Here is a 15,542-nt window from a genome sequence, read left to right on the forward strand (position 1 = left end):
CTATCTCGCACCAATTAACGTTTGTGAAGTGATATAATCTACCACCGCCTCAAAGTTACCATTTTGTTCGTAAACAGCCAATTGCCTGTCTGCGCCCGTGCCATTTTCCAGAATTTTGTGTACATAATTAATGTCATCCCTGCAGCCCAGTTCGTCCACCACATCATCTACGAAGTCCAATAACTCCAGGACAAGATTTCTACAGTTTACTTCCATTTCTTTTCCAAAATCTATCAGGTTTCCATCAATGCCATACCTTGCAGCACGCCATTTGTTCTCATTGATCAATGCTCTGGAATAGCTGATGAACTTCATGTTTTGCAGCCGCAGTTTATATAACTTTGCGCACAAAGCCTGAAATAAGGCAACAAATGCCATCGTTTCATCGATCAGCATCGGGCAATCGCAAATTCTAAACTCAATAGTTTCAAAGAAGGGGTGTACCCTGATGTCCCACCAGATTTTTTTCGCGTTGTCAATACTATTGGTTTTGATCAATAGTTTCACGTAGTTGTCGTAATCTTCGATGCTGTTAAAGATGTCAGGAATCCCTGTTCTGGGGAATTTATCAAATATTTTTGTCCGGAAAGATTTGTATCCTGTGTTTCTGCTCTCCCAAAATGGAGAATTGGTAGACAAGGCAAAGACATGGGGTAAAAAATACCGGACCTGATTGGCAATATGAATGGCCAGCTCCCTGGACTGAAAGCCAACATGCACATGCAGGCCAAAAATCAGGTTAGACCTTGCTGCTTCCTGAAGTTCATTTACGATCTCGCTATAGCGCGGATGCTCTGTAATCAGCTGCTTTTCCCAATGTGAAAATGGGTGCGTACCGGCAGCGCCGATGCGTAAACCTTGTTCTCCTGCGAGTTGAGATACCGTATATCTCAATTGAGAAATTTCTGCACGGGCCTGTTCTGTGTTCTTACAGATTCCCGTACCTACCTCTACCACGGCCTGATGCATTTCTGCCTTTACCTGATCCTTATGTATTTTTTGTGCTGCCTCCACAATCTTCTGATCGTGTGAGGTCAGTTCGCGTGTTACGGGATCGACCACCATGTACTCTTCCTCTACACCAAGCGTAAAATCGTTCATCATATTAACTGTTGAATTGATGCCTTGTTATTTTTTTGTTGTACTTGCTTTCTTTGCTTTTACCGGAGCTTTTTTCGCTGCTGCCTTTGCTGCTGCTTTCGGCGCTGCAGTTGTTTTTGCCGCTTCTTGAGCCTTTGCTGCCGGTTTTGCTTTTCCAATCAGTGGAACATCATTTGCAGACGTTCTGATGTATTCGCCCCAGGTCAGGTTGTCTTGCCCATCCACATGTGCCTTTGCGCGTTCTATCGCATATTTTGCCGATGTTTCTACTACCCAGTCGAAATTCTCCTGGCCCACACTGGTTACTTCCGCATCAGGTGCAGGATTACAGAAATCAATTGCATATGGAATGCCATCACGAACCGCAAATTCTACCGTATTGAAATCATAACCCAGATATTGATTTAACAGGAGCACATAATCATGGATCGTTTGCAATAGTTTCTCGCTTGAAGGTCCTTTTTCGACTGCATAGCGCAAATGTGAAGGATTTCTAGGCTCATATTGCATAATTTTTACATACTTACCACCAATACAATAGCAACGGAAATATTCATCAAAAACGATTTCTTCCTGAAGCATCATCACCGTTTGTTTAGTCTGGCTGTGCTTATCAAAGAAATCCTCTTTGTCATGCAACTTATACACCTCTTTCCAACCACCGCCATCAAATGGCTTCATGTAGGCCGGGAAGCCTGTATATTCAAATATTCCATCCCAGTCCATCGGGAAGGCAAGGTTGCTGAATGATTTATCTGTAGTATCATCAGGTTGATCATAGGATGGGATCAATGCGGTTTTAGGAACCGGAACCCCTAATTTTATGGCCAGTGCATTGTTGAAAAATTTCTCATCAGCACTCCACCAAAAAGGATTATTGATCACTGCTGTTCCTGTCATCGCTGCATTTTTTAGTGCCGCACGGTAAAAGGGAACATCTTGCGAAATCCGATCTATAATCACCGAATATCCCAATGGTTCGGCCTGAAATATCTTATCGATACTTACAAATTCTGCCCTGATGTCTGGTCCTGCGATTTCGTTTACCCGTTTTACAAAGGCTTCTGGAAATGATCTTTCCTGCCCAAATAAGATTCCGATTTTTTTCATATAATTAGCGTAGTTTTTATAGGTCTTTCTGATTTTTACGTTATCTGGCCCCTTTGTTGGTTTTTGGCCGACAAGGTTCCTGGTTTTTTACTGATGTTTTGGTTTGTTTTTCGAATCCTCTGTGATTCTCTTGGTTTTGTTATTGATGAAACAACGAAAAGGCGTTAATGTTCTGATAAATATACCCTTAATGAATTACAATTGCGACAGGTACTCCGGAAACATTTGTCGCCAGATGGGCCAGTCATGATCTGCATTTTGCCGGATATCCAGCCAATGCCCGATGCCTTTTTCATTTAAGATACCGGAGAGCTTTTCATTGTCTCCTTTACACATATCCCTATCGGACGTTCCCAGAATAATTTTCATATTCCAAAGCTCCCGGTTTTGGTCATGTGGGAGATAATCTACCGGATTATTAAAATACACGTCGTCGTTGTAAAAGCCGTCGAGCTGTCCGCGGATATCAAAGGCACCGCTCATGCTAAACATATGGCTCACGAGCCAGGGATGTCTGAAGGCGAAATTCGCCGCATGATAACCCCCGAAACTACAACCTGCAGTAATAATCCTGTCGTGTCCGGTCTCCTGTCTTGCCAGGGAAGAAACCTCTTCCAATAACAATTTATCATACCAGATGTGGTTCTTTACCCGGTCTGCAGGATGGATGTCCTTATTGTACCAGCTTAGTTTATCGATACTGTCTACACAGTAGATTTTGATTTTTCCTTCTTCAATAAAGTGTTGTACAGACTCAATTAATTTGAAATCTTTGTTCTCAAAATACCGCCCCATACTGGTGGGAAAGAGCAGGATCGGATAACCACTTTGTCCGAAGGTCAGCAGCTCAAAATCCGCGTTTAGATTATGGCTATACCATTTTTTATACTCTTCAACCATGTTGCGAAAATTAGCTGCTTTAAGGTATAAAAAACTATTTTTAAACCCAAAGGAATATTCGCATTTCTTTCTATAAATCTGATGATTAGCTGAAAAATATTGACACTTATGAATATATTTTGTCAATAATAGTACCTTTGCAAACTATTTGTGAGAAAGGGGAAATTGCCGCATTATGTATACCACCATGTTACTTTCGGAAGTGATCAGAACTAAAAACGTGATAAAGTCTAACAGTTTAAAAAGAGAGGTAGAGCTGGAGATCTTTACTCCTGACAACCTGTTGGGGAATGAAACACTGAATCTGCTTATTTTAAACGATGGACAGGACGCCGAAGGCCTGGATTTGGAAAATACGTTAAACGCATTATACCGGACGCATAAAATAGAACCTCTGGTGGTCGTGGCTGTTAAAGCTTCTAAAGACCGCGTTCAGGAATATGGGGTTGCCGGTGTTCCCGACTTTCTGGGAAGGGGTGGCGCTGCTATTTCTTACACTGATTTTGTCATCAATGAACTGCTTCCTTTTATTCAGGGAGAAGTAGAGATGCCCATCAACGGGAAAAGGGCATTCGCCGGGTGTTCTCTTGGAGGATTGACCGCGTTTGATATTGCCTGGAATAACGACAACTATTTTGATGCAGTAGGGGTTTTTTCAGGATCTTTCTGGTGGAGAAAAAAAGACCTTAAAGACGGTTATACAGATGACGACCGCATTCTTCATCAAATGATTAAGCAAACAAAAGGCAAACCGGAGCTTAAATTCTGGCTGATGACAGGGACAGAAGACGAAACTGCTGATAGGAACCGCAATTACATTATAGATTCTATTGATGATACCATTGATGTAATTAAGGGCTTGCTGGAAAAAGGATACCAGCGTCCCGAAGACATCGCCTATTATGAAATGGTAGGAGGGAAACATGATGTTCCTAGCTGGTCTAAAGCAATGCCGGCATTTCTAACCTGGGCATTCGGTAGAAAAACCTATTTATAAGATTTACTGCTGATTTCTTCAATTTTATCCGAAGGATAAACAAATGTTCCGGAGGCATCTTCCAGGGATTTCCTGATCATCGCCAATGCGACCTTCTCAATTTTAATGCTCCTGTATTTCCGCAAACCGGAAATCAACAATGGGTTTAAGATCTGCATCACAACCGTCATCAGGCCCTCGAGGTTGCGGCTTTCTTTTCTTTCGCCAACGAGTAGTGAGGGTTGATAGATATGAATGCTTTTAAATGGAATGGCTTTCAGGTCTCTTTCTACTTCTCCTTTTGTTTTCGTATAAAAGATGCTGGAAGAAGGGTTTGCGCCTAAGGCCGACACAAGGTGATACTGTTCTGTGCCATTACTTTGGGCAATTGCTGCCGCATCGAGCGGATATTGATAATCTATCTTTTTGTATTGTACCTGATCGGGTGTTTTACTTTTTGTGGTCCCCAGGCAACAGAAAACCACATCTCCCTGGATTTGTAAGGCATAATCGTTCAGTTTATCAAAATCTACAACCAGCTGTTTTAGCTTGGGGTGTTGCCTTTCCAGCTTTTTCCGGCCAACAATGAGCACTTCTTTGTAATGGCTGTTGCTCAGCAGCTGTTCGAGTAAACTTTCTCCTATTAATCCACTCGCACCAAGTAGAACTGCTTTCTTCTCCATCTGTTATAATTATTGAGACGTTTATCCATCCCTTTCTCCGGATGATTTTTTACTGTCAACAAAGTAAGCATTAACAAGTGGAACACCAATACTTGCTTTGAATAAAATGGTCATTACGATCACATTATAAAAGACACTTATTTTTCAATATTTGCTCTTAACTAATTGATTGATATGTCGATAATAAGTCGTATCTTTGCGCCAAAATTTACACGCATTTTATGCAAAAAATAAGAAATATAGCTATCATAGCCCACGTTGACCACGGTAAAACTACACTGGTTGATAAGATCTTACACTCTTGTTCAATCTTCCGTGATAACGAACAAACGGGAGATTTAATACTTGACAATAATGATTTGGAGCGTGAACGGGGAATTACCATCGTTTCAAAAAACGTATCTGTTCAGTATAAAGATGTAAAAATCAACATTATTGATACCCCTGGTCACGCCGATTTTGGTGGTGAAGTAGAACGTGTATTGAAAATGGCTGATGGAGTATTGTTATTGTGTGATGCCTTTGAAGGTGCGATGCCTCAAACTCGTTTCGTTACACAAAAAGCTTTGGCTCTGGGTTTAAAACCAATCGTAGTCGTAAATAAAGTTGATAAAGAAAACTGTCGCCCTGAAGAGGTTTACGAACAGATTTTCGAATTGTTCTTTAACCTTGAAGCTACAGAAGATCAATTGGATTTTCCTGTAATTTATGGTTCATCGAAACAAGGATGGATGAGTACTGACTGGAAAGTGCCTACTACAGACATTTTCGCACTTTTAGATGCAGTTGTTGCTAATATCCCTCCTGCACCTACAAACGATGGTACTTTACAAATGCAGATCACCTCTTTAGATTATTCATCTTTCGTAGGTCGTATCGCAGTTGGACGTGTTCATCGTGGTGTGATCAAAGAAAATCAACCGGTTACTTTGATCAAACGTGATGGTAAAATTGTAAAAACAAGAGTTAAAGAATTATATACTTTCGAAGGTTTAGGAAAGATCCGTGCTACTGAAGTGAAATCTGGTGATATCTGTGCTGTTGTAGGTATTGAAGGTTTTGATATCGGTGATACCATCGCTGATTTTGATGCTCCGGAACAATTGCCGGTAATCAAAATTGATGAGCCAACAATGAACATGTTGTTCACCATCAATAACTCCCCATTCTTCGGTAAAGAAGGTAAATTTGTAACGTCTCAACGTATCAAAGAACGTCTTTACAAAGAAATGGAGAAAAACTTAGCGCTTAAAGTCGTAGAAACTCCATCTCCTGATGCTTATTTAGTATACGGAAGGGGTATTCTCCATTTATCGGTATTGATCGAGACTATGCGTCGCGAAGGATATGAGATTCAGGTAGGACAGCCACAGGTAATCGTTAAAGAAATTGACGGTAAAAAATGTGAGCCTATTGAAACTTTGATCGTAGATGTACCGGGTGAAGTTGCTGGTAAAGTAATTGAACTGGTAACACAACGTAAAGGTGAATTGTTGATCATGGAACCTAAAGGAGATTTACAACACTTAGAGTTTGACATCCCTGCACGTGGTATCATTGGTTTAAGAAATAACGTATTAACCGCTACAGGTGGTGAAGCGATTATGGCACACCGTTTCAAAGCTTATGAGCCTTGGAAAGGTGTAATTCCTGGAAGGTTGAACGGAGTATTGGTTTCTATGGAAAAAGGAAGCACAACTGCTTATTCAATCGATAAACTACAGGATCGTGGTCGTTTCTTCGTTGACCCGGGTGTTGAGGTTTATGAAGGTCAGATTATGGGTGAGCACATCCGTGACAATGACTTGGTAGTAAACATTGTTAAAGGTAAAGCTTTAACCAACATGCGTGCATCTGGTACTGATGATAGCAACCGCATTGCTCCGGCAATTAAGTTCTCTCTGGAAGAAGCTATGGAATACATCCAGGCTGATGAGTACATCGAGATCACTCCATTAAGCATGCGTTTACGTAAGATCTACTTAACTGAAGGTGAACGTAAAATAAAAGGTAAAAACTTCTAGTCCTTTCGGATCAGAAAATACGAGCCCGCAGGTCAACACCTGCGGGCTTTTTCTATTTGTAAGTAATATTCCTCAAACCCTCTTTTCCAGCCCTCTTTTTTCTTAATTTTGCCCCCTTAATACAAGATAATATGGAATCATTGAAGGGAAAAAATGCCATCATCACCGGTGCCGGAAAAGGAATCGGACGTGCAATTGCAATTGCTTTGGGACAGGAAGGCGTGAACATAGGCTTAGTAGCAAGAACGGAGTCTGACTTACAAAAAGTAGCGGCAGAACTCTCACAATATGGAGTTAAAACGGCAATCGCTACTGCAAATGTAACCGATATTGAAGCCGTGAATGTGGCCATTGACTCGATAAAATCTTCATTGGGTGCCATCGATATTCTTATTAACAATGCCGGAATTGGTGCTTTTGGTTCTTTCATGGAACTGGAGCCTGCACAATGGGAAGAAATTGTTAAAGTGAACTTATTTGGCCCTTATCACGTTACCCGTGCGGTTCTTCCGGAGATGATCGAAAGAAAAGCAGGAGACATTATCAATGTTTCCTCTACTGCCGGTAAAAATGGTGCCGCAGTGACGAGTGCCTATAGCGCTTCTAAATTTGGCTTGATCGGAATGTCCGAATCATTAATGCAGGAAGTACGCAAACACAACATCCGTGTGAGCACTTTAGTACCGAGTACGGTCTCTACAGATATGGCAAAAGACCTTAAATTAACAGATGGAAATCCTGACCGCGTAATGCAGCCGGAAGATTTTGCAGAACTTGTGGTTGCACAATTAAAGCTGAACCGCAGGGTGTTCCTGAAAGAGGCTGCATTGTGGTCTACCAACCCTTAATTCAGCGTTAAAATCCTATAAAAAATCCCCTGAATCCCTAAGGAGCTCAGGGGACATATTTATTGTTCTAGTTTATAAGCAGGTACAATTTGCCACAATGGTTGACGTAATGATACCTAATCCCTGATACTTAAATACACAGCGGCAGACTTTTGTAAGTTTCCGATACTGTTTTGTATTAAAAGTATATTTTTTAAAAACCTAGTCCTGAGACGACAGGTGTTGAAACGGCGAAGTTGCTCTGTACCGGTAGGAAGGAAGCCGGTTGTCTTTAAAAACCTTTGATTTATAAATCCATTGATAGCTCAGTAAAGCGCAACAGGTTCCGATCAATGCGCCAACAATAACGTCTTGTAAAAAATGTTGGGCGAGGTAGATGCGGGAATAACCCGTGAGGACAGCGAAACACAAACAGTATAGAGAAATCCTCTTTTTCTTAAAAACGAGGACCATTACTGTGGCCAGGGCGAAGGCTGAGGTCGTATGTCCGGAAGGAAAAGAATTTGAGCCATGCAGGTTTATACCATTTACAAAATAGGGGTAATCAAATCCGGTCTGTTCAAAAAAGGCAAGGGGCCTCGGCATCTGGATAGTTCTTTTCATAATTTGAGCAATCAGGCCCGAGCTTAGAAAAGCAACCAAGAGTATAATTGCTTTTTTTCTCTTTCTCCACAAAAGAAGAACGATCACTACCATCAGGCTAAAAAGGCCGTCACCAAGATTTGTGACCAGCATGAAAAAGCGATCCAGCCATAAAGGATGATAAAGATTGAGCAGGAGAAATCCTTCAGTCTTGGAAAAACAACCGTTAAAAACAACAGCCAGGAAAAGAAGAAGAAGGACAAGGCCGAAATAGCAGGGAAATCTGAGAATTCGTTGTAACATGGAGCGCTTTATATTGCTTTGAGTCAAAAGTAGCGCTGCAGTATAAATTTGGCGTTAAGAGATTGTCATGATTTTGTCATGGACAGCCCTGGTGTTTTAGTCAAATAGAAAACGAAAGTAGGCATCCGGGTTATCGAGGAAGCTTTTCGTCAGCTGGTAATGCGCTGTGTCTTTATAGACGATTTCTTCCAGTCCGGAGGTCCCGAAATTAAAAATTGTTGCTTCAGGATAACAAAGGAGCATGGGAGAATGGGTGGCCTCAGGCTCATCCAGAATATAAATGCCTCTGCTGAATTGGTTTTGAAACAATGACAAAAACGATTCCCCATGGCTCTGCTCATGAAGAGATTTACCGCCATAGGCGTCCAATATATCCGGGTCTTCTTCAGCAATTTCATCAATATAATCTGCGAAGTTGAAAAAGCTTTCCGCCCGCATGAAAAAGCCATTGCTGATGCGCTTTGGTGTCCAGCCAAGGGTAATAGAGCCGCTAAGTGGTGTATTATAGCCATTGTATTCTTCCCCGCTGTCTACATTATGATTGCGGTTTCCGCCGCGCAGGCTAAATCCGCATTGATCAGCGATTGCCTCTAACAGGGTCGATTTTCCGGAACCATTTTCCCCGACAAAGAAAGTCACATTGTCGTGTAACCTGAGTGTTAATCCCTCTTTAAACGCGGGGATAGAAAACGGATAGTCTGCGATCTCGGTTTTGGGTAAGGTAATATGAGATAGAAAAGGCATGATTAATCATTGGTTCTGCGGTGGCGGATGTAATACTGCGCCAGGTTGACGGCAATGAAAATATGATTGATCAGATTTGGAACCAATCCATAATACCTGGTAAATATCTTGAAGCGCTCTTTCAGGCTGGCCAGGTGCTTTTTCTTAGACACACCACCAACGAGGTATTTCGCCACGTAGCTATGGGTATTCACAATACTTGAAGCATTCTTTGCTGCTCTGATGATCCAGTCAATATCAGAACTGTATTTATATTCCAGATTGAAAGGTTCTGCGAGGCTGCGTTTCACATAAATTGCCTGGTGACTGATGCTCATCCCATATTTAAAACTCTGCCAGTCGAAATTCTCCGGCGAATGATGTCTCCTTTGTCCCAGACTTTCCCATTTCTCGTTAAACATCTCTGTTTCACCGTAATAGATGTCTGCCGCCGCTGCGGTATCAAACACTTCTGCCACCGTTACCGGCGCATAAATCTCATCACCGGAATTCATGAATAGGACATAATCACCTGTCGCAAGTGATAAACCTTTGTTCATCGCATCATAAATTCCCTTATCCGGCTCTGAAATGAACTGGGCAAGCCTTGATTTATATTTATAAATGATGTCTTTTGTGCCGTCACTGGAAGCCCCGTCAATCAGAATGTACTCTATATTCGGATAGGTCTGATTCAACACGGAAAGCATCGTGCGCTCAATATCCTTTACATTATTATAAACGATGGTGATGACACTTAGCTTTGGTTGCATGGAGGTAAAATCTAAATCTAAAATTAACGCGGCTGTAAATTAATAAGGGATTGATACAATAATAAGTGTTTTTCTGCAATAACGTCTTCAGAGAATTGAGTTAAAATCGTTCTTCTTGCTTCTTTCTGAATATCAGGCGCATTTTCGTCATGATATAACCATTCTATTCCCGTAGCAAGGTCTTCGGAAGATTGATATTCCGCGAGATAGCCATTTTCCAGATGCCTCACCATATCCGGAATGCCACCTGTTTTAAAGGCCACTACGGGGGTTGCGCAAGCCAGGCTTTCCATGACTGTATTGGGTAGGTTATCTTCCAGTGAGGGCGTGATAAATACGTCTGCTGCAGAATAACACTTGGCCAGGTGTTCGTCATTGCTGATGGTTCCCAGAAAAGTGGTTTTAAAAGGAAATTCCGGCATGTCGACCTTGTCTTTATTTCCGAAGATGACGAGTTCAATGTTTTCTTTAATGATTCCCGGTCTCGACGCCAGATCATTCAAAGCATCGATGAGATAGGAGGTTCCCTTATGTTTATCGTTCTTGGAAGGCATAAAACCACTCATCATGACAAACTTATCGGGGTTGATCTTTAACACCTTTTTCGCTTCCGATTTGACATAGGGCTTGAAAACATTGGTCTCAATCGTATTTGGAATAACGGTAATGCCACGGGTTCCCAATAAACTGCTCAGTTTCACAGAGTCTGCCATCCAGTTGCTGGGGGCTACAATATGACAGTTCAGCTCAGAATAAGCCTTCTTCTTCCGCAACCAGGTTTTATGGGAAAAATCATCCTTCCCGCTAAACTTTAGCAATGGACAGTGACCACATTCCTTATGGTAATTTTCACAGGAATAGCGGACATGACAACCGCCGGTAAAAGCATTGCTGTCGTGAAAAGTCCAGACCACCGGTTTTTCCAGTTCATCGATCTGCGCCAGAAATTTTGGAGATAAGAAACCGTGGTTAATCCAATGTAAATGAATAATATCGGCTTCCTTTACCTTAGGATGTTTGATCACAGAACGGCCAAACCATTGCAATGAAAAGGGCGTTTTTACTGCTTTAGCGAATGCTTTAGATAAATAACGCTCTGCAAGAATGTTGAAAACCGCCAGGGCTCTCTGAAAAGGCCCCTTGCTAAAAGTATCCGTGAGCTTACTTTCCTTAAATTGAAAATAGACCACCACACTCGAATCGACGTCATGCGCTTTCAGGGCATCACTTAAGCGCAGACAGGCCCTTCCGGCACCCCCGTTCCCTTCATATGTATTTAAGTGTACTACCTTCAATTTATCAAAATTATCTATTATTGTGAACCGTTGTTAAATTCTTGTGTATTTTCGTTGGTTTCTACCAAAATTTAATAAAAAGATGTTGTTTTTTGCGACACTGAATTTTTTCAGTGTCATCTGCTGTTAACAGCCCTATACATGCGCTAAAAATAGCTAAAGTACCACGAACATATTCTTTTAAAACAGTATAATAGAAAAAACATTGTTTGTATGCCGATAAAATTAATTTAAAAATCGAAAGAATCCTAAGCCATACCCCTAAACAGAACCAAATATATACAATGAAAAAAGTTTTTTATGCCCTTACCGCTGCCTTACTGTTTTCAAATGTGGTAGCCATGGCTCAGAACGAGCCCTATTTTACAGCACATCCTGCATTGACCCCGGATGGTCAGACTGTAGTTTTTAGCTATGAAGGAGACCTTTGGAAGGTTCCCTCCACCGGAGGTGCCGCTACGCGCCTTACTGCAATGCCTGGTCATGAGATCAGCCCCAAAGTCTCTCCGGATGGAAAATGGCTGGCGTTTTCGTCTAACCAGTTTGGAAACAACGATGTATACCTCATGCCACTTGCCGGAGGAGCAGTAACACAGCTGACCTTTCATGATGCCTCAGATGAGGTGGAGAGCTGGAGCTGGGATTCCAAATCTATTTATTTTACTTCGGGACGGTACAATGGTTATACGGCCTATAAAGTGGGCATTGCCGGAGGTACTGCAAGCCGGCTTTTTGACCACTATTTTAACCTGATTCACAACGTCGCAGAAGCACCCGGTGGAGAATTGTTTTTTAATGATACCTGGGAGAGTAAAAACGCGGCGAACCGTAAGCGTTATAAAGGTGCTTTTAACCCGGATATCCAATCCTGGAACCCAAAAACAAAAACTTATAAACAATACACAGACTATAAAGGCAAGGATCTTTGGCCAAGTATAGATAAAAATGGCAATGTCTTTTTCGCTTCTGATGAATGGAATGATGAATACAACCTTTATACTTTCAAAGCCGGGAAAAAAACAAGGCTGACTGATTTTAAGTCGGCGATTAAGCGGCCTGTGGTGGCTGCATCAGGAAATAAAATAGTGTTTGAGAAAGATTATCAACTTTATCTATATGATGTTGCTGCTCAAAAATCAGAGAAGATCAATATCAGCATTTCCAGAAATAATATTTTAGCCAAAGAGCAGGAATTTGATGTCCGGGCTGCCATTAGCACTTTTGACCTGTCGCCGGATGGTAAAAAGCTGGCGTTTATCTCCAGAGGAGAACTGTTTGTGAGTGATGCAGAAGGGAAATTTGTTAAAAAAATAGAAAGAGGATCGCCGATAGCAGAGCGCGCAATGGAAGTAAAATGGCTTTCCGATAACCGTACCCTGGTTTTTAACCAGACCTACAAAGGTTATCAGAACTGGTTTACCATTGCTGCCGATGGAAAAGGAACATGGAAGCAACTGACAAAAGACAATAGAAATAACCGGGATATTGCCTTCAATAAAGAGCGTACTCAGGCAGTTTATTTAAGCGGCAGAGATGAAGTTCGTATGCTCGATCTTAAATCCCTGGAAAGTAAGACCCTGGTGAAGGACGAAATCTGGGCCTTCTCCAATTCTTCGCCTTCTTTTTCACCAAATGGAGAATACCTGTTATTTACGGCTTACCGTAATTTTGAACAGGACATTTTCGTGCACCAGATTAAAAACAATAAAACCATTAATCTGACGAATACAGGTGTTTCGGAAGCTTCTCCGCGCTGGTCACCGGATGGAAAGTACATTTATTTTGTCAGCGCAAGAACAAAACCGTCTTATCCTTCAGGGATGCAAAACGGACATGTCTACCGGATGGCTTTGGAGGAATATGATGAGCCTTACCGCATGGATAAGTTTGACGAACTGTTCACGGAGAAAAAAGAAGATAAAACTGAAGTAAAAACTACGGCTAAAAAAGATACCACAAAAGCTAAGCCGGTAGAAAAGAAAGAAAAAGCGCCTGCAGTGATGACGATCAATACCGAAAATATCATGGACCGGATTGAGCTTCAAGGGCCGTCTTTCGGAAGTCAGCAGGCAGTAGAGGTTTTTGCAAAAGGAGAAAAAACCTATATGTTCTTTTACTCTGATCACGAGGCAGGTACTGGTGGAATTTACCGGACGGTAACTGAACCGTTTGAAAGCCCTAAAACAGAAAAAGTAACGGAAGGATACGGCAGCATAGTGGAAGCCGGTGGTAAATATTACGCCCTGGTTCGTGGAGTGATTAATAAATACAACCTGGAAGCCAATAAATTAGACCGTTTAGACATCGGCTTTAAATTTAACAGAAACCTGAATGAAGAATTTAATCAGATGTTCTACGAAACCTGGGCCGGTGTAGAGGAAAACTTCTACAACGAAGCTTTTCATGGAATCGACTGGTTAAAAACTCAACAGGAATATGCAAACTACCTTCCATACCTGAATAACCGCAATGACCTCCGCATTCTTTTAAACGATATGTTGGGCGAATTGAACTCTTCACACCTGGGCTTTGGCTCTGCCGGTGCAGAAGAACGTAAAAATCTCAACTATGCTACCAATGAAACCGGGATCATTTTTTCCGATAAAGACCCTTTTAAAGTAGAACGGATTGTGGCAAGAAGTAATGCCAGGCATCTGGGTGTCGACCTGAAAGCAGGAGATGTGATTACGATGGTAGATGGGATTAAAGTAAACAAAGATACCGACCGCGATACGTATTTTACTTCGCCTTCCCTCGGACAGGAAATGACACTTACCGTAGAACGTGGAGGGAAAACCATCCAAACAAAAGTACATCCTCAAAGCTCCGGCGCATTGCGCAATAACCTGTACGATGAGTGGATTACCAACAACAGAGAACGCGTAAAACAATTGGGCAATAACCGGATCGCTTATACCTATATGAAAAATATGGGTGGCGGTGAACTGGAAAATTTCCTGCTGGATATGGTGGCTCAGGAAAACAATAAAGAAGGCATTATTCTCGACCTGCGTTACAATACCGGAGGTAATGTTCATGATGAGGTGTTAAAGTTCCTGGCGCAAAGACCTTACCTTCAATGGAAATACCGTGGTGGTAAAATGGCTCCGCAAAGTAATTTTGGCCCTGCAGCCAAACCAATCGTGTTGTTGATCAATGAACAGTCCTTAAGTGATGCCGAAATGACGGCCGCGGGATTCAAAGAATTAAAATTAGGTAAGATTATTGGGACAGAAACCTATCGTTGGATTATCTTTACCTCCGCTAAAGGATTGGTCGATGGTTCATCTTATCGCCTTCCGGCATGGGGTTGTTATACCCTGGATGGTAAAAATATTGAAACTGAAGGGGTAGCTCCTGATATTTACGTGAAAAATACATTCACCGACAGGTTAGAGAATAAAGACCCTCAACTGGAACGTGCAGTATCAGAAATACTAAAAGATTTAAAAAAATAATATGGACAACCTGTTAACGGACAGACAGTTTTGGGTGAATTATTGGGAGAGCAAAACCGATTTGTCGGTTAACATTCCGTCAAACTACCTTTTTTATAAAGAATTGGGAGAGATCATCAATAAACAAGGGGTAAAAACAGCAATTGAATTGGGTGGTTTCCCGGGATACTATGCGGTATTCCTCAAGAAATACTTCAAACTTGACGTGACCCTGCTTGATTATTTTGTCCATCAGCCGGTAACCAATGCTTTACTCGAAGCCAACCAGTTAAAGGAAGCGGATATTCACATCATAGAGACGGACTTGTTCAACTATCAGCCGGAACAGCAATTTGATCTGGTCTTGTCTTGTGGATTGATCGAACATTTCAACGATACCGCCGATATCATCAACAGGCATATTGCTTTTGTTAAACCGGGAGGTACTTTACTGATCACATTGCCCAATTTTAAGGCGCTGAACGGTTGGTTTCAAAAGACTTTTGACAGGGAGAATTACGATAAGCATAATATTGACTGCATGGATCCGGAATTATTGGCTAACATCTGCAAACAGGCAGGCCTGGAGCTGGTGCAATCCAGATATTTCGGACATTTCAGCCTTTGGCTGGAAAATGAAAAACAAAAGCCCGCAGGTGTTCGGTTGTTAAAGAAAACCGTATGGCTGGCAGGGAAGTTGTTCAGCAAGGTTTTTCCTTTTAACTCCAGACAACTGTCTCCTTATATCATTTTGGAAGCAAGAAAAGTATAACACCCTATGGGGAAG

General features: G+C 41.7%; 13 protein-coding genes. 5 read left to right on the forward strand and 8 right to left on the reverse strand.

All coding sequences use genetic code 11. The features are described 5' to 3' along the window. From AAFF35_RS30590 to AAFF35_RS30600, 3 genes are all read right to left on the reverse strand, one after another. On the reverse strand, positions 1-1,104 hold the full coding sequence (locus tag AAFF35_RS30590; RefSeq protein ID WP_074608089.1) for a carboxylate-amine ligase: 1,104 nt from the start codon (positions 1,102-1,104) through the stop codon (positions 1-3). Positions 1,105-1,128: 24 nt separating this feature from the next. Beyond that, positions 1,129-2,211 (reverse strand): hypothetical protein, encoded by a 1,083-nt coding sequence (locus AAFF35_RS30595; RefSeq protein ID WP_342330220.1) that lies wholly within the window; start codon positions 2,209-2,211, stop codon positions 1,129-1,131. A 195-nt stretch (positions 2,212-2,406) separates the two neighbouring features. Continuing rightward, on the reverse strand, positions 2,407-3,111 hold the full coding sequence (locus AAFF35_RS30600) for an esterase (RefSeq protein ID WP_342330221.1): 705 nt from the start codon (positions 3,109-3,111) through the stop codon (positions 2,407-2,409). 175 nt (positions 3,112-3,286) lie between these two features. Here AAFF35_RS30600 and AAFF35_RS30605 point away from each other — a divergent pair, with 175 nt between their 5' ends. Further along, entirely contained in the window at positions 3,287-4,108 is an 822-nt protein-coding gene (locus tag AAFF35_RS30605) for an alpha/beta hydrolase-fold protein (protein ID WP_342330222.1), read from the forward strand. Here AAFF35_RS30605 and AAFF35_RS30610 read toward each other — a convergent pair. Beyond that, complete coding sequence (locus tag AAFF35_RS30610) at positions 4,099-4,770, reverse strand: NAD(P)H-binding protein (RefSeq protein ID WP_342330223.1); 672 nt, start codon at positions 4,768-4,770, stop codon at positions 4,099-4,101. The two genes, AAFF35_RS30605 and AAFF35_RS30610, sit on opposite strands and share 10 nt — an antisense overlap. A 221-nt stretch (positions 4,771-4,991) precedes the next feature. Here AAFF35_RS30610 and typA point away from each other — a divergent pair, with 221 nt between their 5' ends. Further along, entirely contained in the window at positions 4,992-6,794 is a 1,803-nt protein-coding gene (gene typA / locus AAFF35_RS30615) for a translational GTPase TypA (RefSeq protein ID WP_074608097.1), read from the forward strand. A 131-nt stretch (positions 6,795-6,925) separates the two neighbouring features. Next, complete coding sequence (locus tag AAFF35_RS30620; protein WP_342330224.1) at positions 6,926-7,642, forward strand: 3-ketoacyl-ACP reductase; 717 nt, start codon at positions 6,926-6,928, stop codon at positions 7,640-7,642. Positions 7,643-7,843: 201 nt separating this feature from the next. Here the strand turns inward: AAFF35_RS30620 and AAFF35_RS30625 are convergent, their stop codons facing one another. From AAFF35_RS30625 to AAFF35_RS30640, 4 genes are all read right to left on the reverse strand, one after another. Continuing rightward, positions 7,844-8,527 (reverse strand): phosphatase PAP2 family protein, encoded by a 684-nt coding sequence (locus AAFF35_RS30625; protein ID WP_342330225.1) that lies wholly within the window; start codon positions 8,525-8,527, stop codon positions 7,844-7,846. A gap of 96 nt (positions 8,528-8,623) precedes the next feature. After that, positions 8,624-9,271, reverse strand: coding sequence for an AAA family ATPase (locus AAFF35_RS30630; RefSeq protein WP_342330226.1), 648 nt, complete (start codon positions 9,269-9,271; stop codon positions 8,624-8,626). 2 nt (positions 9,272-9,273) lie between these two features. Then, positions 9,274-10,023 carry a glycosyltransferase family 2 protein gene (locus AAFF35_RS30635; RefSeq protein WP_342330227.1) on the reverse strand — a complete coding sequence of 250 codons (750 nt, stop codon included), beginning with the start codon at positions 10,021-10,023 and terminating at the stop codon, positions 9,274-9,276. A 23-nt stretch (positions 10,024-10,046) separates the two neighbouring features. Then, a complete protein-coding gene (locus AAFF35_RS30640) occupies positions 10,047-11,318 on the reverse strand; it encodes a glycosyltransferase family 4 protein (protein WP_342330228.1) in 1,272 nt (423 codons plus the stop codon). A 284-nt stretch (positions 11,319-11,602) separates the two neighbouring features. Here AAFF35_RS30640 and AAFF35_RS30645 point away from each other — a divergent pair, with 284 nt between their 5' ends. Together AAFF35_RS30645 and AAFF35_RS30650 are read left to right on the forward strand one after the other, a co-directional pair. After that, positions 11,603-14,776: an LpqB family beta-propeller domain-containing protein gene (locus tag AAFF35_RS30645; protein WP_342330229.1), complete on the forward strand. Its 3,174-nt coding sequence runs from the start codon at positions 11,603-11,605 to the stop codon at positions 14,774-14,776. A gap of 1 nt (position 14,777) precedes the next feature. After that, positions 14,778-15,527 carry a methyltransferase domain-containing protein gene (locus AAFF35_RS30650; protein WP_342330230.1) on the forward strand — a complete coding sequence of 250 codons (750 nt, stop codon included), beginning with the start codon at positions 14,778-14,780 and terminating at the stop codon, positions 15,525-15,527. Positions 15,528-15,542 lie beyond the last annotated feature (15 nt).

The organism is Pedobacter sp. FW305-3-2-15-E-R2A2 (genome assembly GCF_038446955.1).
Classification (GTDB): Bacteria; Bacteroidota; Bacteroidia; order Sphingobacteriales; family Sphingobacteriaceae; genus Pedobacter.